Source organism: Natrinema halophilum (assembly GCF_013402815.2).
Classification (GTDB): domain Archaea; phylum Halobacteriota; class Halobacteria; order Halobacteriales; family Natrialbaceae; genus Natrinema; species Natrinema halophilum.
Genome location: NZ_CP058601.1, coordinates 1,862,539 through 1,882,676, shown reverse-complemented (window position 1 = coordinate 1,882,676; position 20,138 = coordinate 1,862,539). Strand labels below are relative to the sequence as shown.

The 20,138-nt window shown below is 62.4% G+C and carries 17 protein-coding genes; 11 read left to right on the top strand and 6 right to left on the bottom strand.

Features of this window, described 5'->3' with window-relative positions; genetic code table 11:
• Positions 1-273 precede the first annotated feature (273 nt).
• Positions 274-1,107, top strand: a complete 834-nt coding sequence (locus HYG82_RS29915) for a pantoate kinase (protein ID WP_179260719.1) — start codon at positions 274-276, stop codon at positions 1,105-1,107.
• Between the two features lie 326 nt (positions 1,108-1,433).
• The gene (locus HYG82_RS29910) at positions 1,434-4,352 is read left to right on the top strand and encodes a DUF1508 domain-containing protein (protein WP_179260718.1); all 2,919 of its coding nucleotides are present in this window, start codon (positions 1,434-1,436) and stop codon (positions 4,350-4,352) included.
• 25 nt (positions 4,353-4,377) lie between these two features.
• On the opposite strand, the gene HYG82_RS29905 is transcribed toward HYG82_RS29910, so the two are convergent.
• Positions 4,378-5,355, bottom strand: a complete 978-nt coding sequence (locus tag HYG82_RS29905) for a hypothetical protein (RefSeq protein WP_179260717.1) — start codon at positions 5,353-5,355, stop codon at positions 4,378-4,380.
• Between the two features lie 82 nt (positions 5,356-5,437).
• Here HYG82_RS29905 and HYG82_RS29900 point away from each other — a divergent pair, with 82 nt between their 5' ends.
• Entirely contained in the window at positions 5,438-6,085 is a 648-nt protein-coding gene (locus HYG82_RS29900; protein WP_179260716.1) for a helix-turn-helix domain-containing protein, read from the top strand.
• 11 nt (positions 6,086-6,096) lie between these two features.
• Here HYG82_RS29900 and HYG82_RS29895 read toward each other — a convergent pair whose 3' ends face one another.
• Both HYG82_RS29895 and HYG82_RS29890 read right to left on the bottom strand, forming a co-directional pair.
• The gene (locus HYG82_RS29895) at positions 6,097-6,798 is read right to left on the bottom strand and encodes a class I SAM-dependent methyltransferase (protein WP_179260715.1); all 702 of its coding nucleotides are present in this window, start codon (positions 6,796-6,798) and stop codon (positions 6,097-6,099) included.
• Positions 6,799-7,461: 663 nt separating this feature from the next.
• Positions 7,462-7,896, bottom strand: coding sequence for an SHOCT domain-containing protein (locus tag HYG82_RS29890; RefSeq protein ID WP_235217867.1), 435 nt, complete (start codon positions 7,894-7,896; stop codon positions 7,462-7,464).
• Positions 7,897-8,230: 334 nt separating this feature from the next.
• Between HYG82_RS29890 and HYG82_RS29885 the strand changes: the two genes are divergently transcribed.
• Entirely contained in the window at positions 8,231-9,010 is a 780-nt protein-coding gene (locus HYG82_RS29885; RefSeq protein WP_179260714.1) for a 4-phosphopantoate--beta-alanine ligase, read from the top strand.
• A 16-nt stretch (positions 9,011-9,026) separates the two neighbouring features.
• Here HYG82_RS29885 and HYG82_RS29880 read toward each other — a convergent pair whose 3' ends face one another.
• Positions 9,027-9,680, bottom strand: a complete 654-nt coding sequence (locus tag HYG82_RS29880; protein WP_179260713.1) for a hypothetical protein — start codon at positions 9,678-9,680, stop codon at positions 9,027-9,029.
• A 29-nt stretch (positions 9,681-9,709) separates the two neighbouring features.
• Here HYG82_RS29880 and HYG82_RS44295 point away from each other — a divergent pair, with 29 nt between their 5' ends.
• The 5 genes from HYG82_RS44295 to HYG82_RS29860 all read left to right on the top strand — a co-directional run bounded on the left by HYG82_RS44295 (position 9,710) and on the right by HYG82_RS29860 (position 13,766).
• Complete coding sequence (locus tag HYG82_RS44295) at positions 9,710-9,841, top strand: hypothetical protein (RefSeq protein ID WP_284145037.1); 132 nt, start codon at positions 9,710-9,712, stop codon at positions 9,839-9,841.
• A 64-nt stretch (positions 9,842-9,905) separates the two neighbouring features.
• Positions 9,906-10,190: a HalOD1 output domain-containing protein gene (locus tag HYG82_RS29875; RefSeq protein WP_179260712.1), complete on the top strand. Its 285-nt coding sequence runs from the start codon at positions 9,906-9,908 to the stop codon at positions 10,188-10,190.
• 360 nt (positions 10,191-10,550) lie between these two features.
• Positions 10,551-11,531 (top strand): tyrosine--tRNA ligase, encoded by a 981-nt coding sequence (locus HYG82_RS29870; protein WP_179260711.1) that lies wholly within the window; start codon positions 10,551-10,553, stop codon positions 11,529-11,531.
• 80 nt (positions 11,532-11,611) lie between these two features.
• A complete protein-coding gene (locus tag HYG82_RS29865; RefSeq protein ID WP_179260710.1) occupies positions 11,612-12,751 on the top strand; it encodes an acyl-CoA dehydrogenase family protein in 1,140 nt (379 codons plus the stop codon).
• Positions 12,752-12,827: 76 nt separating this feature from the next.
• The gene (locus HYG82_RS29860) at positions 12,828-13,766 is read left to right on the top strand and encodes a biotin--[acetyl-CoA-carboxylase] ligase (RefSeq protein WP_179260709.1); all 939 of its coding nucleotides are present in this window, start codon (positions 12,828-12,830) and stop codon (positions 13,764-13,766) included.
• Positions 13,767-13,839: 73 nt separating this feature from the next.
• Here HYG82_RS29860 and HYG82_RS29855 read toward each other — a convergent pair whose 3' ends face one another.
• Positions 13,840-14,316 (bottom strand): universal stress protein, encoded by a 477-nt coding sequence (locus HYG82_RS29855; RefSeq protein ID WP_179264433.1) that lies wholly within the window; start codon positions 14,314-14,316, stop codon positions 13,840-13,842.
• A 262-nt stretch (positions 14,317-14,578) separates the two neighbouring features.
• Between HYG82_RS29855 and HYG82_RS29850 the strand changes: the two genes are divergently transcribed.
• Both HYG82_RS29850 and HYG82_RS29845 read left to right on the top strand, forming a co-directional pair.
• A complete protein-coding gene (locus HYG82_RS29850) occupies positions 14,579-15,043 on the top strand; it encodes a DUF5799 family protein (protein ID WP_179260708.1) in 465 nt (154 codons plus the stop codon).
• Between the two features lie 148 nt (positions 15,044-15,191).
• Positions 15,192-15,482, top strand: a complete 291-nt coding sequence (locus HYG82_RS29845; protein ID WP_179260707.1) for a DUF7545 family protein — start codon at positions 15,192-15,194, stop codon at positions 15,480-15,482.
• An 82-nt stretch (positions 15,483-15,564) separates the two neighbouring features.
• Here HYG82_RS29845 and HYG82_RS29840 read toward each other — a convergent pair whose 3' ends face one another.
• A complete protein-coding gene (locus tag HYG82_RS29840; protein ID WP_218834214.1) occupies positions 15,565-20,034 on the bottom strand; it encodes a DUF7282 domain-containing protein in 4,470 nt (1,489 codons plus the stop codon).
• Positions 20,035-20,138: the final 104 nt, after the last annotated feature.

Genomic DNA, 20,138 nt, shown 5'->3' with positions numbered 1-20,138 from the left:
TTTGTTGGCATGACTCAAACGCTGTTCCACGAACATCCTGTTGAACGTTCTTTCTCTGAAGGACGTGTATTCAAGTGACGTCCCGTATACTATATTTGATCATATCAAAAATGTGGAATAAAACTCGGAACTATCGAAATCGAGCCGCAGGTTCTCGATCGCGTCCGAGGTTCACCGTTTTCGTCCCGAACCTGCTTCCGATGAGATGTGGACTCGGCCATATGGCACGGAGAACCGCAAGGTTATATCGCTCGGGCCGAAATCGGGCGCGTAATGCGTGAGGAGGCGACCGCGTTCGTACCCGGTCACATCACTGGCTTTTTCAGCGCCCACCCGGACGAGGATCCGACCAAAGCTGGCTCACGGGGTGCAGGACTGACGCTGACGGACGGTGTCGAATTGACAGTCGAACCCGCCACGGGCGACGAATCGAGCGTCGTGCTGAACGGGACGGAAATCAACATCGATCCAGTGGTGACCGTTCTAGAGACGCTCGACGCGACTGCCCGCGTCGAAGCAGACGCCGAACTACCAATCGGAGCCGGATTCGGCATTTCGGGGGCGATGGCGCTCGGAACGGCACTCGCAGGGAACCGCGTGTTCGAACGCAAACTCTCGATGAACGAACTCGTGACGATCGCCCACGGTGCCGAGGTGCAGGCCGGGACGGGACTCGGCGACGTAGTGGCGCAGGCTCACGGCGGCGTCCCGATTCGTCTCGAGCCCGGGGGTCCACAGGACAACCACCTCGACGCGATTCCGGAGCGGGCGCGCGTAGAATACGTCTCCTTCGGTGGTCTCTCGACAGCCGACGTTCTCTCGAACGATACCGATCAGCTGACGGCTGCCGGAAAACAGGCGCTCTCGAGGGTCGTCGAGGAGCCGACCCTGCTGTCGTTCATGTACGCCTCGCGGCTGTTCGCACGCGAAGCCGAGTTGCTAACTGAGCGCGTCACCGAAACGATCGCGGACGTATCGGCGGTCGACGGACAGGCGTCGATGGCGATGCTCGGCGAAACGGTCTTCGCGCTCGGGACGGGTCTCTCCGACGCCGGCTACGATCCATCCGTCTGTGCAACCCATCCTGCCGGTGCCATGTTGCGGTAGGGGCGGTCCCTCGATTTCTATCAGTCGACATACGAGTAACGGTTCCGTGTCGCCAACCGGCGAGACAACTATGATTTATTCGACGTGTTTACGCGACGCCTCACTCTCGATCGCGGCTCCCCACCAATTTCTCTTCTAGCGACGCAGTCACATCAGTCCGCCGGAACACGGTTTTCGTTCCTTCGAGTCCGTGTTACGTTCAGACGAGCCCTCCACCTGCAGTCGATTACCACCGGCAAATAGCGGGCCGGGAGCACATGATAGAAATATGATTGGTAGCCAGAACTTTATTATGGTGCGTTCAAGTTATCCGGTCAAGTTTGGCAATGGCTTCACGAACTGACATTCAGCAAAGTTTGTTTCAGTTGTACGAACACTACGTCGGCGAACCTGACTCGAGCAAGGACGTCTACGGCTATTGGCTGTTCATCGTCGGTTACATTATCGGGGCAGCCGGCGTCGCGACCTTCGTCGTCGGATACGCGGGTGAGGCGAACTCCTACGCGCTAATCAAGATCTCCGGGATCACGGCCGCGACAGGACTCGCGTTTTGTCTGTTCGGAATCGTACTGATGCTTCCGGTGCGAAAGCGAGGAATTCAGGCAAGCTTCGTCGGCCTGCTCATCTCGTTTGCGGGAGTCGGATTTTTCGGGTGGGCCTACCCGTACAACTGGCGGGCACTCGGGACGGACTACAGCGTCGAAGTAATTTCCGTCTATACGTTCGGGATCGGGGTCATCGCGGGCGTTACCGCACTCGTTCCCGTCCTCACCGGGCAAAAAGGGATGTTCGTCGCAGAGGAAGGCCAGACCGAAGATCCGCCGATACTCACCGGTGACGCGATGGAAAGCGCTCAGTTTGCCGTCTTTCGTGACGAGACCGGTGACTGGAAGTGGCACGTCCTCCACCTCGAGGCGCTGGCCCAGAGCAACGAGAGTGCCGTGACCCGACCTGACGCCACGGAGAGCATCGAGCGCGTCAAGTCCCAGATCAGCTCCGCGGGACTGATGGAACTGACGACCTCGGCGTTCCGGCTGTACGAGGATCGCGACGGGACGTGGCAGTGGACCCTCGCGCGCGACGACGGCTCGATCGTCGGCTCCTGTGCAGGCGAATTCGACCAGCGCGACGGCGCCGAGGAGTCGGTAAGCTTTCTGAAAGACCGCGGCCCCGAAGCCGCCGTTATCGAAATCGAAGGTGCCGCGTTCACGTACGAGGAACGCCGGGATCGGTGGTACTGGCAACTGGTCGACGACGATCGGACGCCGCTGGCCTCGAGCGAGACGGGCCACCCGACCCAGGAACGCGCCGAAGAGGCCGCCCGTACGTTCGCCGAGCGGTTCGATCGCGCACGCGTCCTCGACGTCGAACACGTCGGCGTGGAGCTCTGTGAGGGGGCGGACGGCTGGACCTGGCGATTCGTCGACGCGGACGACACGGTCCTCGCGACCAGTACGGACTCGTTCGACGCCAGACGCGACGCCGAGAAGGCCGCCGAAGCGTTGCTGCCCGGTCTGGAATCGGCCTCGATCACCGTGGCCGGCGAACCGACGTACGAACTCTACGAGTCGGGCGAGGAGTGGCGCTACCGCCTCGTCGACGCGAACGAACACGTCGTCGCGCGGAGTCCGGACAGGACGTCCGAACTCGGCGGCTCGGAACGATTGGCCGACCAATTTAGCGAAAATGCGCGCGAAGCCGACGTCGTCGAAATCGACGACGCTGAGTACGAAGTGTATCCGGCCCCCGAATCGGCGAGCGGATCCGACGCCGACGAATTCACGTACGACGGGGACGATACGCTTCCGGCGACCGTCGAAGACCCCGAACGAGTCGCAGATGGCGGGACGGTCACTGACGACGGGTCTGAAGCCGACGAGGACAGTCCGTGGCACTGGCGACTCGTCACCGACGACCGCGAGATCGTCGCCGGGAGTACGGAGCCCCACGCGGACGCGGAGGCGGCGGCGGACGCGATCGAGCGCGTTCGCCAACAGGCCAGCGAAGCCGATCTCATCGAGTTCGAGAACGCAGCGTTCCAGGTCTACGAGGCCGACTCCGGCGAGTGGCGCTGGCGGCTCATCGACGAGGACGGCAACGTACTGGCGGATAGCGGCGAGGAACACACCTCTCGCGGCGAGGCCGCCGAAGCGATGATGACGCTGAAAGAACAGGCCCCCGACGCCGAACTGCTCGAGATCGAGACCGCGGCGTTCGAGCTGTTCGTCAACGAAAACGACGAATGGGGCTGGCGACTCATCGACGAGGGCGGGAAGCTCGTCGCCGAGGACCCGTCGACGCATCCGACACGAAGCGCCGCCCGTCAGGCGATGGATCGGCTGCTCGAGCACCTCGACTCCGACGTGCGGACGATGGATCGTTCGATCTTCCAGCCGTTTGCGAACGAGGACTGGCACTGGCGGTTCGTTATGCCGGCCGGAGAAACCGTCGCCGTCGACGGCGATGCGTATTCGACTCGCGACGAACTAGTCGACAGTCTCGACGACGTCCGCGAGGCTGCGGCGTCAGCCCGATCCTACACGATCGGCGACGTGTCCGTCCAATTGTACGGCACCGACGAGTGGCACTTCCGACTGCTCGACCGCGACCGCAACGAGATCGCCGATTCGAGCGTGTCCTGGAACGACCGCGAGGCGGCGATGGCCGGGGTCGAAGACCTCGGGGAACACGCCGCTGACGCACCCATCTTCTCGATCGAAGATGCCGTTATTCGACCCGTGGGAGACGACGACTGGTCCTGGGAGCTCGTCGATCGCGACCGCGAGGTGCTCGCCGAAACGGTCGGGACCGTTTCGAGCAAGGACGATCTCTTCGATGCGATCGAGGAAGTCCGCCAGCTCGCACCGATGGCCGGCCGCGTCGACTTCGACGTCGCCTCCTTCGAACTCGTCGCCGACGAGGACGACCGCTGGCGCTGGCGGCTCATCGACGAAGATGGCCGGACCGTTGCCACCGGATCGGAAGCCCACGACACGTCCGAAGACGTCCGCGAAGCCCTCGAGAACGTCCGCGACCTGATCGAATCGGCGAGCATCCTCGAGATAGACAGCGTTTCGTTCGAACTCCACACCGACGACGACGGCTGGGTCTGGCAGCTGATCGACGAGTACGGTGCGACGATGGCCGAAAGCACCCAGACTTACGAGACCCGGACCGCCGCCCGGGAGGCGATGAACGACGTGAAAGCACAGGCCCCGGAGGGCTGGATCACCTTCACGGAGTGACGGCGCGGCCGGCGCGACTACTATATCAGTCTCCCGAGCGATCTTCTTTTTCCTCCGCCCGACGCTCTCCGACCCGACGGGGTCGATTCGGGTGGACGACGTGTGCGATCGCCTCGAAATCGCTCTCGAGTGGATAGTCGAGGATACAACTCGGATCGTCCAGTCCCAGGTCGAGAACGACCGCCGACAGCCGAGCGACCGGATTCCAGCTATCGTCGTAGACGTCGTACACTCGCCGCATTTCGCTCGCCTCCATGTACTGGACGAGTTCGTAGCCGCTCAGGCGGCGCTCGAGGAAGACAGATTCCGTAAACATGGCTTCCGCCTCGAGCATGTCGAGACTCCACGTTTCGACGGGGCCGAGATCCACCTCGCCGGCGGCCACTCGTCGCGAGACGCGCGCGAACCGGTCAGCGAGCCGCTCCGGAAGCCCGGATTCGAGACGCATCCGGACCAGTTCGACCTCCACACGCCGGACAGCGGCCGGCGCGGTCGGATCGACCGGTCCTCGTTCGTCGGGGACGATCGATCGCGGCCGCGACGGATTTGCGGCGTGAACGAGCAGGTCCCGATCGACCGGTTCGACGGTGGGACCGATTCGCTCGTGTTCGACGGGAAACGCGTCTCCGACCCGCGATTCTGGATCGTCCCACTCCCCGACGACGGCGCTCGGTATTTCGACGTACCAGACGATTTCCGGCGGGTCGCGACCCTGATCGAGACAGAGTGATGCGGTGCTCGCCCCGTCGATTCGCAACAATCGGTCCGGATCGCTCCCGATGACGGTCCTCGAGACGTGATCGCGGATCGTCTCGACGTGGCCGGGCTCGATCCGCCGAGGAATGAGAAACGCAGTCGCATCACGTTCGGTAATCGGATCTCGCGGTCGCGGATTCGGTGACGAATCGGACTCATTGCGGTACCGGAAATACGCCACGACGATGAGGAATGGGGCCAGAATCAGCACGCGCCGTACCCATCGCTTTGGTAGTCGAACGTCCATACCGTTCGTAGCCAGGCGATCCCGATCAGATTCCCCGCGATACCTATCGGGAATTTATACGGAACGAGCGCAATCTCGAACCATGAAATCGATGTGCATTGAATTACAGTATACGAAAGAGACGACGCCTCCGATACACGACGGCATCTGTTCGTCGCCGGATATCGATCGCGAGGTCATCGTCGGCGGGCAGGCCGTAGACGGCGTGGAGACGATTACGTCGTTCGTGTACGGCGATCCGGAGGCCTACGAGCCGCTATTGCTCGAGCACGAGCCGGTACTCGAGTACGACATGACGCGCTCCGAGGACGGGTTCTTCCTCTACCTTCGGCGGGAACTCGGATCTGATGGGCTGTCGCTCCTGAACGCGCTCTCGCAGGACACCGTCGTCATCGTTCCGCCGATCGAGATCCGCTCCGATCGGACGATTCGGATGACGGTCGTCGACCATCCGACGGACCTCAACGGCGTCGTCGATGATCTCTCCGCGGACGTAACGTTCGATATCCGCTGGGTGAGCGACGAGGTGACGGTTACCGAGACGGCTGTTTCCGATCGGCAGCTGGCGGCCCTGCAGGCCGCCTGGGACGTCGGATTCTACGAAGTCCCGCGGCAGGCCGGTATCGAGGCCGTTGCGGACGAACTCGAGTGTGCCGTCTCGACTGCCTCGGAACTCGTCCGTCGCGGCGAAGCGAACGCCGTCGAACGAGTCCTCGATGGCGGACTGTAGAACCGGTCCGGTCAGTCCCCGTTTCGTTTCGAACAGATTGCGGCGTACGCGGTGCCAGCGAAGGCAGTGTCGACGATCTCGAAGTCATCGAAGACGGCGTCGATCGAGTCCATGACGTCGCCATCGGGATTCCAGTTTGCGTACCAGCGAAAGAACCGCCAGATGAGTGGGTTCAGGACTCGAGCGGGTCCGCTCGGGACCGGCCGGACGTCGACGACCGCAAACCGTGCGCCAGGGACGAGCGACCGATGGACAGTCTCCGTGGCACGGCGAACGTCGGGCATGACGGAGAGGGAAAGCGTTGCGAGTGCCGCATCGAACGGCGCGTCGAACTCGGCCGTCGTCGCGTCGGCCCGACGCACACGAACGTTCTTCCAGCCGTGTTTCTCGATCCGCGTCCGTGCGTTTTCGAGCATTCCCGGGCTGTAATCGACGCCGACTAGTTCGCCGTCCGCACCGATTTCGTTGCGTATGCGCTCGAAGTTTACGCCCGGACCGCAGCCGACATCGAGCACGCGATCGCCCGGCTCGAGGGCCAATTGATCGATCGCCCGCTCGCGAATCGGTTCGAAGTCTTTCTCGCTCATTCCGTAGTGGTCGCTCCAGCGATCCCACACCGCCCGACTGCGCTCGAGATGGTCCTCGTGTTCCTCGCCCACCGAACCGACGCCGTTTGGTGTCTCCACGGGCTGATCTCGCTTTTGTGTGGCCATGCGTTCGAGTGGGGCCGGGACGGACGTGTACCTGTGCGCGAAACTTATCGCTCGTTTATAAGAACAGCTCCAAAATCGCCGATTTGGCGTCCGCATTTGTGCGTCGGCACAGACGACGGTGCGAGCGAGTCGACGTTTTAGAGGCACCTCGACGGCGACGAAACCCGATCGGCGTCCGATCGGGCCGTTTTTTTATCGGCCGAACCCAGTGATCGACCGTGAGCGATTACGACATTAGCAATCCGGGTATCGGCGGAGGCTGTGCAGGACTCTGTTATGCCCTTCCACAGCAACTGGGTAAGATTGCGTGTGGATCCGGAGGGCTTTCGACAGGTGCCTGCCACGCTATCGATTTCTGCTGAATAGCCGCTCAAAATCGTGTTATTTTTCAGGAAGTCCTCTTACCGCTATCTCAGCAATCCCGGACGCTAACGCACCTCCAGTGATTACATAGTACCATTCGAGAGGAGTCGCTAGTTCTAGGAGTGCAAGTACGCCAACACCAACTACGAGGCTTATCCAGTGATCTTCGCCTACAACCTGCTGCGCAACCGAATTCATATCAATACCGTAGCTGCACAACATACTGTCTTTTTCCGCCTTCTAAAATCAAATGCTATCGAATTCGGTACTGATCACATGGGAGTATTAGTTTGAAAGATATCAACTACTGTGCTGGGTGAGTATGTCTCTAGCTTGTTCTCGTTCTTCAGCAGTATTCAACGACTCAGTTTCCAACAGCCGTTCAACCTTCTTTTCAAATTGTTCATCGGTTAGTTCTCCGCGAGCATACCGCTCACGGAGTGTTTCCAGAGGAGTAGCGTCCTCTGTGGGCGATCCTTCAATACTACTTTCATAACTGTTCTGGGATTCTCCAAATGCTATATCCCACAGTTCATACTGATCTGGATCATACTCGTCTGGATCTGGCGGAACCTCTTTGATCGCCATGTCGACTATACCAGAGATTAACATGCCAGCGACTAGTGCCCAGTACCACGGCATTGACAACATACCATATGAGATAACAACAGTGATGACTCCAATAAGAAACGAGACCCAGTGGTCATCACCACTGAGGGACTTAAGCGAGATCATAGGTGTTATTCTTCTCCCCCTGTTTTGATGACTGATTTCATGTTTCTAAGTTCAACGTCTAGTGCAGGATGGATAAATTCTGGCGTGAGTTCTCCGGGTTGGAAAGCGAGTTTCAAATCCACAATCGTGACGGTGACGAGTGTTGGAAGCCAAGGAGAGACTCCGCTCAATTGCCGAGACGAGTGAGTGAATTTCCAGGAAACATATCGGTAGTTTATACCCCTCTGGGCGAGGGTGCGATCGAGTTCGACCGGCAGCGGCGACCGATCGCCGGCCGATGGACACTCGGCGTCCGATCGGGCCGTTTTTTATCGGCCGAACCCAGTGATCGACCGTGAGCGATTACGACACCGTCTCCGCCGACGTCGAGCACGAGGAGGAGATCCCGGAGGACCACCCCAGATATCAGGATCTACTCACCCGCCATCGGATCGAAGCAGGCGTCGAAAAAGGAATTACCCACCTCCAGGGGATGCACGCTGAGGGACGTGGCAGCGCGTTCGATTACCTGCTGGGTGAGGAGACCATCCCCAGCGCGGACGACGCCGAACGGGCGGCCGCGGCTCACCTCCTGCTCGCGGACCACCCCGTGCTCTCGATCAACGGCAACGTCGCTGCGCTCGTCCCCGGAGAGATGGTCGAACTCGCCGAGGCAACGGGCGCCGACCTCGAGGTGAACCTGTTCAACCGCACCCCCGAGCGAATCGATGCCATCGTCGATCACCTCCGTGAGCACGGAGCCGACGAGGTAAAAGGGCTCGAGGCCGACGCGCACATTCCGAATCTGGATCACGAGCGGTCGAAGGTCGACGCCGACGGAATCTACGAGGCCGACGTGGTTCTCGTCCCGCTCGAGGACGGCGATCGCGCCGAGGCCCTCGACGAGATGGGCAAGACCGAAATCGTCATCGATCTCAATCCGCTGTCGCGATCGCCGCAGGTCGCCGACGTGCCGATCGTCGACAACATCATTCGTGCAGTGCCGAACGTGACCGACCACGCACTGGAGTTGGCGGGCGCCGACGAGGCCGACCTGCGAACGATCGTCGCAAACTTCGATCGCGAACGCGCGCTCGAGGACGCCGAGGAGCGGATCCGTTCAGGCGAACTCTGACGTCCGTCGGTTGCGGTCAGAGCTTCCCCGTGATCGTCGGCGAAACGGAATCGCGCGCACCGTCGCGCTCGTCGATCGGGGACCGGTCTCCGCCGTCGACGAACGGCAGTTTCGACCTGATCGCCGCTTTCTTTTCTTCCACTCGATAGTACGAAAGCCAGAAGGATTCGCTCAACCGACGTGCGAGCGAGTTATCGATCTCGTAATCGACGTCGGGTCTGCACTCTAGTTCGTCGCTGTCGACGAGCCAGCGGCGAGCGAGTGCGACGCCCTTCTCGGCGTCGTAGCCGCGGGCAACGTAGTGTCTGTAGGGGTGGCGGACCCACGAACACTCCCAGTGAGCGTAGACGTCGACGCCGGACTGGTTCTCGAGATCGTGCAACACGATGTGCAACTGCTCGTCGGCGAATCGCGACGGTCGCCACACCCACGATCCTTCGGAGGTATTGCCGTCCATCCGTACCTTGAGCGCGGCTATCGGGTTGCGCGCAAAGCCCATCTCCTCGAGGATGTCTTCGATGATCTCCTCCGAGCAGTGTGCCGTGAGTGCGTACTCGTCGGCAGTCGTGTGACTGACTGCGTATCCGCCAAACGTCCCCCGCAGGAGAAAGTGCAGTTGCGGGAGAACGCTTCGACGAAACGCGTTCACGACGTCTTCTCTGTAGCTCATCGATCGGCGGGATTACGCTGACGGAACGTATGAGTGTTCGGCAGGCCGTCGGGAGGGCGGCTGTCCGCGACTCGAGCGTACCGGTTGCGGCTACGAGACGAAAAACGGAGCGCGACGACCGGAACGATGCGGACGCCGGGGAACGCGACGAGAGCCGATAAGCGAGACACGCAAGAGCCGGTGAAATCGTTACGCCGACGGCTGCCGACGTTCCGATATCGGATAATGACTGAACTGAGCGACGGCACCGGTGACGACGTAATACGGCGGCAGCTGAACCCCGAACGGGACGATCCGGCGAGCCAACTCGCCGAAGTCGTTGCCGATCTTACCGACGACGAGCCACTGAACCTCACCCCAGTGTACGGCTGTATCGATACCCTCATCGCCGATCTGTTCTCGTCGCCGCCACCCGACGAGGCTGACGCCTGTATCGCGTTCGACTACGAGGGGTACCGTATCCGGGTTCAGCAGGATGGCACGACGACGTTGCGCGAACTATCGGCCTGATTCCTCTCTGGTCCGACCAGCGCTTTACACGCGTTCGAGGGGAGAAGAGCCGAATCGGTATCCGGCATCGAGACGAGCGGCAACTCGCCCGCTTACTCGAGTCACCTCGTCTCGAGCGGAGACCGCCACCAGCGACTCGGCGAACAAGGTGTGTCGGTGAGCGGATCTGCTCCACGGGGCTCCGACGAGGCTCCTCGAGGCTGGAAATGGTGCTACTGGTGTCTTCCTCGGCGGGACTCGCGTCCCGGTCAGAGCGACCGAACTTGGACTGTACCCGTACTGAGCGCATCGGGGTTCGATCGGCTCGAGTCGGATGCGTTTTCAAGAGGTATAAATTCCTCCTCCGGTTTCAGTCCACATATGGACGCCTACGAGTTGCTAACGCGAAACGCCGAGGAGGTCGTCACCGACGAGGAGGTCCGCGACCTCGCCGAGGACCCGGCGGGGAAACGCGCCTACGTCGGCTACGAGCCCTCGGGCGTGCTCCATCTCGGCCATCTGCTCACCGCGAATAAACTCATCGACCTGCAGGACGCAGGAATGGAGGTCGTGGTTCTGCTGGCGGACGTCCACGCCTACCTCAACGGGAAGGGGAGTTTCGAGGAGATTCGGGATACCGCCGAGAAAATGAAAGCCCAGTTCCTCGCATACGGGCTCGACGAAGAGAACACCGAGTTCGTCTACGGCTCCGAGTTCCAACTCGAGGACGACTACGTACTCGACCTCCACGCTCTCGAGGTCGAGACGACGATGAACCGCGCCCAGCGCGCGATGGCCGAACTGCAGGGCGACGAAGCTGCCAAGGTGAGCCACCTCGTGTACCCGCTGATGCAGACGCTGGACATCGAGTATCTCGACCTCGATCTGGCGGTCGGCGGCTTAGACCAGCGCAAGGTCCACATGCTCGCCCGCGAGAAACTCCCCGAACTCGACTACGAGGTCCGGCCCGCCATTCACACCCCCATCGTCGCCGACCTCGAAAGCGGCGAGGGCAAGATGTCTTCGAGCGAGGGCGTCACCATCTCGATGGAAGACTCCACGGACGACCTGGAGGAGAAGGTCAATTCGGCGTTTTGCCCGCCGACGCGCGATCCCGACGGTGACCTCGAAAACCCCGTCCTCGAACTCTTCGAGTACCACATCTTCCCGCGATTCGATGAAATCGTCGTCGAGCGACCGGACAAGTACGGCGGCGATCTGACATACGATGTGTACGAGGATCTGGCCGCGGATCTCGAGTCGGGCGAACTCCACCCTGCAGACGCGAAGGGAACGCTCGCGAGCTATCTCGACGAACTGATCGCACCGGGTCGCGAAACGTTGCGCGAGCTCCGAGAGTAACTGGAGACCCCGATCACGTCGTCCACTCTTCGGTCACTCGTGCCCGATAGTTTGACAACCCCCGCCAGCAAGGTCGTGGTATGTCGTTTCAACTCTCTCCGGAGCAGCAGGCGATCCGCGACGCCGTTCGGGAGTTCGCAGACGAGGAGATACGACCGGTTGCCGCGGAGTACGAGGCTGACCAGCGGTATCCCGCCGATCTTCTGGCGGAAGCAGCGAAGCTCGACCTCGTGGCGCCACACGTTCCGGAAGCGTACGGCGGTGCGGAGATGGATCCGATTTCGACCCTGATCGTCACGGAGGAGCTCTGGCGGGCGGACCCCGGCGTCGGCGGCTCGATTTCGGCGGCAGATTTCGGCACCGGAATGCTCGTCGAGTACGGCGACGAGCGCCAGTGCGAGGAGTGGCTGCCGAGAATCACGGCTGGTGAAACGCCGATCGCGACCTGTATCTCAGAGCCCGCACACGGGTCGAACGTGGCAGGGATGGAGACTCGTGCCGAGAAAGACGGCGACGAGTGGATACTCGATGGCCAAAAGATGTGGATCACGAACGGCAGCGTCGCCGACGTGGCGATTATCATGGCCAAGACCGCTCCCGAGAAGGGACACGACGGTATCACCGCCTTCCTCACGCCCACCGACGCCGACGGCTACGAGGCGACGAGAATCACGAACAAACTCGGGATTGAAGCACAGGACACCGCAGAAATCGTCATCGACGACCTTCGTGTCCCCGAGCAAAACGTCGTCGGCGAGGTCGATCGCGGCTTCTATCAGCTGATGCAGTTTTTCGCGAGTGCACGGGCCGACGTGGCAGCCCAGGCAACCGGCGTCTCACAGGCGGCTCTCGAGGCATCCGTCGCCTACGCAACCGAACGCGAGCAGTTCGATCAGCCCATCGCAGAGTTTCAGGCGATACGTCACAAGATCGCGGAGATGGCGACCAACGTAGAAGCAGCGCGCTCGCTCACCTACCGAGCCGGGTCGGCCCTGAAATCGGGAGACGACGGCCATGCGACGCGGCTGGCTTCGATGGCAAAACTGTTCGCAAGCGAGCGAGCAGTCGACGTCACCGACGAAGCGCTGCAAGTCCACGGCGGTGCAGGATACGTCTCGGATCATCCGGTCGAGCGATTCTACCGTGACGCACGGATTACGAAGATTTACGACGGCACGAGCGAGATACAGAAGACCATCATCGCCGATCAGGTTCTTTGATGCCGAGGGCGGATATTCGCCCCAGTGACCGGCCGAATCCCGCTGTTTGAAGTGCGAGCGCCACCCTCCTTCGGCCATGAACGAGACGCGACGCGCTATCCTCGAGGCGATAGCCGGCGGACCGGTCTCCGGGCCGGCGTTAGCCGACGACTTCGACATCTCGCGGGCAGCCGTCTGGAAGCACATCGAGGCGCTTCGTGATGCGGATTTCGAGATCGAGAGTGGACCGAACGGCTACGAACTCGCCGACGTCGCGGCGTACAATGCTCCGGCGGTCGAATTCGGTCTCGAGGCTCCGTTTTCGATCGACTATCACGACTCCGTGGGAAGCACGAACGATCGCGCGCGGGAGCTGGCGGCCGAGGGTGGCGCCGATGTTGCAGTCCTCGCGGACGAACAGACCGGCGGGAAAGGCCGTCTCGAGCGAGAGTGGTCCGCGCCCGCAGGTGGCGTCTGGGTGAGCGTCGTCACCCGTCCGTCGATCACGCCCGCACAGGCGCCGCTGTACACGCTCGCAGCGGCGGTCGCGACGGCGACGACCGCTCGAGAGGCTGGCGTCGACGCGCGAATCAAGTGGCCCAACGACGTGGTCGTCCCGGTTGGCGACGACGGCGCGTACCGGAAGCTTGCGGGTATCCTCACGGAAATGGAAGGCCAGCCAGATCGGGTGGATTGGCTCATTGCGGGCATCGGAGTCAACGCAAACCTCGACGCTGAGGAGCTTCCCGAAGGCGCGACTAGCATCCGAGACGAGGCAGGGGACGTCGACCGTCGACGCTTCGTCCAGCGACTGCTCGAGGAGTACGATCGCTACCGAACCGACCTCGACACCGTTGTTCCGACCTGGCGCGAGCTAGCGCTGACGCTGGGCCAGCACGTTCGGGTCGATCGGCCGGCCGGCGAGGTCGTCGGGGATGCGATCGACGTCACTGAATCCGGGGCGCTCGTGGTCGAGACCGACGACGAACGGGTAACCGTGTCGGCGGGGGATTGCGAACACCTTCGACCGGTCTAACCAGCTCTCGAACGGTGTGGCCCACCGCTTTCGATGGGGAGAATCGCGTTACAGTGCCGAGGTACCGCGACGCTCACTCTGCGGCGAGACGATATTGCGCCGACTCTTCGTCGACCGCTTCGGGGTCAACCTGCACCGTGAGTACCGGCACCGGGGCATCCCGGACCACTCGTTCCGTGACGCTGCCGAGTAACAGCCTGTCGATTCCGCCACGCCCGTGGGTTCCCATCACCACCAGGTCGCACTCGTCGGGGTCTGCCTCGTCGACGATGACGCGACTCGGCGCGCCTTCGCGCACCTGACTTTCGACCGTAACGTCGTCCGGTGCGAGTTCTTCGACTCGTCCGACCGCCGCCCGACCCTTGCCGTGAAGCGCATCGTTGATCCCTTCGAGCGCGGTTTCCATCGGGAGTCCGCTGTAGCCGGTGGCGTTGACGACGTAGAGCGTGCGGATCGTCGCATCGTGCGTGCGCGCAAGGTCGAACGCGTATTCGATCGCACGTTCGCCCTCTCGGGAGCCATCGGTCGGTACGAGGATGCGGTCGTACATGACGATACACGATAACATATACCAACCACCTATATCAGCGTTATCCTGACTCGAGAGACTGTCAACGAGATTGATAGCTTCGGCGCTCGGAATCCGCCTTTCTTGTGAATACCTCGGGGTCAAGTGGTTCGAGAGACCGACGGTCTCTCGTCATCACGAAACGGCTACGCCGTTTCGGACGAACCCGAGGCACTCTCGCTGTCTCTCTGTAGAAATATACGGATGGGAAACGCTGATACAGCCACCGATCTAACCGAAGCCTATGAGCGACAATCCGTGGACGGATCAGATAGTCGGCGAGCGGATGTCCGTCGATCAGTCCTTTTCGACGCGAATCGAGCAGTCACAGTTCTCGAACCAGCAGTGGAGCCTGATCATGACCGCAACGGAGTTCGAGATCGACAACCCCGACGATCCCGACCGGGCCAGGATCGTTGCCAACACGGACAAGATAGACGGCATCATTCCCGAACTCGATAACATTCAGTCGGGGATGGGAGCGATGGCCGGCGGCGGTGCAAACGGCGGATTGAGCACTTCGAGCGGCAGCTTGGTCGACTCGATCAAGGCCGCGCTCGGAATGGGCGAGACCTCCAACCCGTCGAACAACGACCAACGCGAAGCTGCCAAACGACTCACTCAGGAGTACGCCAACGAACTGCAGTCCCACCTCGAGTCGAAGGGGCGATGGGAGTCGGTCCGACGCAGCGTGGCTGACGACAACTAAACGACCGACTGCCGACGCCAGCCGCTGGCTATCGATCGACGACGGATGCCATTCCGGCGAGTGACGCTCGCGTCCGCGCAATTCGGCCGCGGACGGATCGTCGAGACGAGCCACAGCATCTATAGGGACGCTTCCCGACCGTAGGAGTATGACCGACGAAGTCCAGACGACGACCTTCTCGATCTGTTCCGAAGACGGTGCGACCGACGAGGTAACGATTCCAGCCGGCCTCGTCGACCTCGTCGCCGAAGGCGACCAGACGGACGCCGAGACGGTTGGCGACGTCATGCTGCTCTCGTTCGCGAGTCGCGCCCATCACATCGTTCACCACGGCGACAGTGCCGACGACGAACTCGAGGCGCAGGAAGCGGAAGTGATGGACCTGTTCGAGGAACGGTTCGGCGTCACCTTCGGCGAAGCGACCGGCCACCAGCACTGACGGTCGACGCAACCTGGTTCCCCGTTTTTCCGACACGTGAGCATCGCCGTTGACGAACCCGAACTGCACAAACACCACGAGTTTAGCCCGCACCGGCAGTGTCGTTCTCAGTATCCGCGGTTGCGTTTCCGTCGACAGCGGTTTCTTCCTCACCAGCCGCACCATCGTCATCGGCGGGCGTTTCTGGTTGCTCGGGTTCGGCCGGAGTGTCTGGCTGCTCGGGTTCGGTCGGCTCGTCTGGTTGTTCCGGTTCGGCCGGAGTGTCTGGCTGCTCGGGTTCGGTCGGCTCGTCTGGTTGCTCGGGTTCGGCCGGAGTGTCTGGTTGCTCGGGTTCGGTCGGCTCGTCTGGTTGTTCCGGTTCGGTCGGTGCTTCCGGTTCCGTCTCTTCGTTCGAGACCGGCACGGTTGTCTCGATGGTCACCGACGTCTGATCGTCGTCAGTCGCGATCGTGTGAGTCGACGTTCCTGGCGGAAGATCGGTGGAAAACGAAAGCGTCGTCGCTTGCCCGCCAGCGAGCGTTACCGATTCCTCGGCGGCCAGTTGGCCGTCGATACTGTAGGTAACCGTCTGCGTTCCCTCGAGATCGCCTCGATTCTCGATCGTCGCGTTCACCGTTACTTGCTCGCCAGGCAATCCTGTTTCGGGTGCCGACACGTCGGCGATCGCGAACGCGGCTGGTTCACCCGCCGGCTCGACGGTAACCGTCGTCTCCGCCGTCTCGTTCGCGGTCGAAACTTCGACCGGGTACTCGCCGGGTTCGAGATCCGTCGTCCCGTCCCGTAGCGTGACCGTCCGGGTTTCGCCGGGCTCGAGCGACACCGAGGTGGCGTTGCCGATGGTCCCGTCGACGGCGATCGAGACATTCTGGCTGCCGGCTTCGTCGCCGACGTTTTCGAGTTCGGCGTCGACCGCGATGGGGTCGCCTTGTTCGACCGGGCTGTTCGTCCCCGTTATCGAAACGTCGAAGGCGGCCGGCTGGGACGGTTCGATCTCGCCCGCGGGCGGCGTTTCGGCGGTCAGCGGCTCGTCGTAGCCGAAGTTCGAGAGGTCGACCTGCCAGACGAGACGTTCGCTGTCACTCTCGGGCGCCCACTCGACGGTGAACGTCTGCTGGCCGGATTCGAGTTCGCTCGGCGGTCGGTCGGCCGTCGTTCCCTCGACGAACGCACTGTTTGCAGCCACCGGGGCGTCGTTCGGGTTCTCGTACCCGAACGTTACGTCTATGGCGTTCCCGTCACCGACCGGCATCGTTTCGACGACGGAGAGCGAGGGCCGGTCCGGCCGCACCTCATCTCGACACGTTTCCGACGGGTTCGGGAAGTCTATCCCGCCGAATGGAGCCGCTTGAGGCGAGCTGATCCCGGAGATGTACGTGCCGAAGGTACCGTAATCCGGCACCTCGACCGTCACGCGGTCTCCCTCGGTCGTGACGCTGCGCTCGTCGCCGATCTCGAAGACGATCGTACCGTTAAACGGCGCCGGGACGTCTTCGCCGACCGTAATCAGATCGTCCAGAATCGTGTTTCCGAAGCCGCCGGTCGTGTAAAATCCCGTGCTCGCGGCGACCTGATCGCCTGCCTCGAGCGACGCGGTGACCTCCGCCCGCGAACAGCTCGCGAATTCCACTGCGAACTCCTCGAGCGCTCCATCGACCGTATACTCGACGGTATCCGTTTCGAGGATGGTGTCGTTCTCTACGTCGACGACCGCCACTTCGAGCGTCGAATTCTCCTCGAGCGGCGGATCGAGGGGGAACTCCTCGGGTCCGATCGTCGCGTTCGCATTGAACGTGTCGCTCGTCGTTCGCTGCGTGCCGTTCTCGTCGGTAACGGTGAGTGCGTACTCGACGGACGCGTTCGCCTGAGTGACGGTGAGCGTCTCGCCGTCGCCCGTTTGATCGGCGACCGTGAGGTTCGCCGTCGGCCGGTCCGACCCCCGTTGTACTATCCCGTACTCGACCGATTCGTTCGCCAGCACTGCGTCGTCAGCCACGGCGCGAACGGAGACGTCGACGGTCGCGTTCTCCTCGAGCGGCGGATCCAACTCGAGTTCCTCGTCAGTAATCGTGGTATTCGCTTCGAACTGGTCGCTATCGACCCGCTCGTCGCCGTACGCAGCGGAAATCACGTACGGGACCGACGCGCTCGCGGCATCGACCTCGAGCGTCTCACCGTCTCCCGTCTGGTCGTCGACCGAGATCGAACCCTCGGGTCCGTCCTCCACGACGCTGTACGTGATCGTCTCGTTCACGAGCGTCGCGCCGTCCTCGCCGACGATCGAAACGTCGACGGTTGCGTTCTCCTCGAGGGCCGGCTCGAGGCCGAGCGAGAGATTCGTCACGAGTTCGCCGGCCGAGAACGATTCGCTTCCGATCGATTCGCCGTCGACGGTCGCGGCCACGGTGTACGGAACGGATGCGTTCGCTTCGTCGACCGTTAGCGCCGATCCGTTGCCGGTCTGGTCGGAAACCGATAGCGTCGCCGTGGCGTCGCGAGTGTCGTCCGCAACCGTCAGGAACGCACCGTCGAGGACCGGCGCCCCTGCGCCGGTGACGTACGGAACGTCCTCCTCGCCGTCCGAATCGACGTACTGGAACGTTTCGTCGCCGGTCGTCTCGTGGTGTGCGACCGCGACGATCGCCCCGCTCGAAGCGAGCGAGTCGTCGAGTTCGATCGTGACGTTCTCGTACGAACCGTCCTCGAGGTACCTCGAGACGCCGACGATATCGGCGGGATCGGCATCGACCGCGACTCCATCGTAGACGGCCACGTACCCGCCCTCGGAGAGCGAAACGTCTTCGACGGTGATTCGCTCCCCGTCGGACTGCTGGTCGGGAACGTCGATCGACGCTGTCCCCTCAATCCGGTCGATCGTCTCGAGTCGCTGGACGACGGTGACCTCGACCTGCTGGGTGATCTCCGTCACGTCCTCGGTGTCTTCCTGGACGACATAGGCGATCGTTTCCGACGCGGTTTCTTCGGTCAGGGTCTGTAGTTGCGTGATGCTGATCCGCTGGGACTGGACGACGTGAGCCGTCTCCTGAGCGGTGACTCGCGCAACCGCCTGAATTTGTGTCACCGTCGCCGCCTGCGTCTGAGAGAGGGCACCGCTCGCAGCGCCACGTGCGAGGTGCTGGACCTGGGTTATCTGGACGACCTGGGCCTGGCTCACCGACCCGTCACCGGCACCGAACGCGGCGGCCTGGATCTGTTCGACCGTCACCGACTGCCGCTGGAAGGCGGATGAAATCGCCCCTTCGGCCGCTCCGATCGCCGCGTACTGTCTCTGCGTGATCGAAATTTCCTGGCGCTGGACCAGCACACCGCCCGCGCTTCCGGTCGCAGCGGCCTGAATCTGCTCGACGGTTGCGTCCTGGCTCTGAGAAATCGCCCCCGTCGCCGCGCCGACGGACGCCTCCTGTACCTGCGTGATCGAGATCCGCTGGACCTGCTCGATGCGAACGCCCTGTATCTGCGTGAGCGAACCCCTGCTCGCTCCGCGGGCCGCGGCCTGAGTCTGCTCGACCGAAACGGTCTGCTCCTGGACGAGCGCACCTTTCGCTGCTCCGGCCGCAGCCTTCTGGATTTGCTTGATCGTCACTCGCTGGCGCTGCTCGACGTCGATTTGCTGTTCCTGTCGGACGTCGCTCCGCTGCATCTGTTCGAGACCCGCAGACGTACTTCCCTCGAGCGCGCCGGCGGCGGCACCCGCAGCGGCGTGTCGGACGTGCTCTATGGTCACCCGCTGGCGCTGTTCGACCGAAATCGACTGGTACTGGGTCAGGGCGCCGTAGGCCGATCCCTGGGCGGCTTCCTGTATTTTCGCCACCGAGCCGACGTCTTTCGCGCCGGCCTCGTTTGCGGCCCCCGCGGCCGCACCGCTGCTCGCGACCTGAATCTGTTCGACGGAGACGTTCTGACTCTGGGCGATCGCGCCGTGAGCCCCACCCCACGCTGCGCTCTGGAGTTGCGTGGCGTTGACCGACTGGGACTGGGAAAGCCCGCCGCCGGTCGCACCGGCGACCGCGTGCTGAATCTGGGTCACGTTCGCCGATTGTTTCTGAATCAACGCGCCGTGGACGGCCCCAGCCGTCGCCGCCCGTACCTGCTCGGAGTCCGCGTTCTGATACTGTGACACCGACGCGCGAGCACCCTCGAGGGCCGCCGCGCGCTGGTCTTGCGTGACGTTCAGTCCCTGGGATTGAACGAGTTCGATTCCTTCCTCGACGCCGGCTTCGAGGGCGTCGGCAGGATCACCCTGAGTCGTGCCCCGTTCGTTTGCGCTTTGATCCGCCGCCGTCGGCGACTCGAACGTCACCGGATCGAATTCGGACCACTCGGTCTGCCGGTCGTCCTGCTGAGCGACGACCGTCTCGAGCGCGGCCTGTGTGGGTCCTTTGGGCGACGAGCCGTCCCCGATTTCATCGGTCCCGGCATCCGCCGCGGCGACCGGTCCGTCGTCGCCGAGGATCGGCAGCACAATGATGCTCCCGACCACGACAGCTGCGATAAGCACGACAGAAAGGACAGTCAACGTCGGGCGTCGGCTCATCGTTCGTCCTCGCGTTCCCGCCTCGGCGTTCGCTCGGTCGGAACTCGAATCCCGATCCGAACACCCCTCCGACGGTGTATCGATTTCGACTCGTATATCTCCCG

Bases quoted from the DNA above. Each gene is read 5' to 3' on its own strand.
- HYG82_RS29840 (WP_218834214.1), bottom strand. From the start codon at position 20,034: ATGAGCCGACGCCCGACGTTGACTGTCCTTTCTGTCGTGCTTATCGCA.
- HYG82_RS44295 (WP_284145037.1), top strand. From the start codon at position 9,710: ATGAGTGTTCGGCAGGCCGTCGGGAGGGCGGCTGTCCGCGACTCGAGC.
- HYG82_RS29905 (WP_179260717.1), bottom strand. From the start codon at position 5,355: ATGGACGTTCGACTACCAAAGCGATGGGTACGGCGCGTGCTGATTCTG.
- HYG82_RS29875 (WP_179260712.1), top strand. From the start codon at position 9,906: ATGACTGAACTGAGCGACGGCACCGGTGACGACGTAATACGGCGGCAG.
- HYG82_RS29845 (WP_179260707.1), top strand. From the start codon at position 15,192: ATGACCGACGAAGTCCAGACGACGACCTTCTCGATCTGTTCCGAAGAC.
- HYG82_RS29870 (WP_179260711.1), top strand. From the start codon at position 10,551: ATGGACGCCTACGAGTTGCTAACGCGAAACGCCGAGGAGGTCGTCACC.
- HYG82_RS29855 (WP_179264433.1), bottom strand. From the start codon at position 14,316: ATGTACGACCGCATCCTCGTACCGACCGATGGCTCCCGAGAGGGCGAA.
- HYG82_RS29910 (WP_179260718.1), top strand. From the start codon at position 1,434: ATGGCTTCACGAACTGACATTCAGCAAAGTTTGTTTCAGTTGTACGAA.
- HYG82_RS29865 (WP_179260710.1), top strand. From the start codon at position 11,612: ATGTCGTTTCAACTCTCTCCGGAGCAGCAGGCGATCCGCGACGCCGTT.
- HYG82_RS29850 (WP_179260708.1), top strand. From the start codon at position 14,579: ATGAGCGACAATCCGTGGACGGATCAGATAGTCGGCGAGCGGATGTCC.
- HYG82_RS29895 (WP_179260715.1), bottom strand. From the start codon at position 6,798: ATGGCCACACAAAAGCGAGATCAGCCCGTGGAGACACCAAACGGCGTC.
- HYG82_RS29880 (WP_179260713.1), bottom strand. From the start codon at position 9,680: ATGAGCTACAGAGAAGACGTCGTGAACGCGTTTCGTCGAAGCGTTCTC.
- HYG82_RS29915 (WP_179260719.1), top strand. From the start codon at position 274: ATGCGTGAGGAGGCGACCGCGTTCGTACCCGGTCACATCACTGGCTTT.
- HYG82_RS29890 (WP_235217867.1), bottom strand. From the start codon at position 7,896: ATGATCTCGCTTAAGTCCCTCAGTGGTGATGACCACTGGGTCTCGTTT.
- HYG82_RS29900 (WP_179260716.1), top strand. From the start codon at position 5,438: ATGAAATCGATGTGCATTGAATTACAGTATACGAAAGAGACGACGCCT.
- HYG82_RS29860 (WP_179260709.1), top strand. From the start codon at position 12,828: ATGAACGAGACGCGACGCGCTATCCTCGAGGCGATAGCCGGCGGACCG.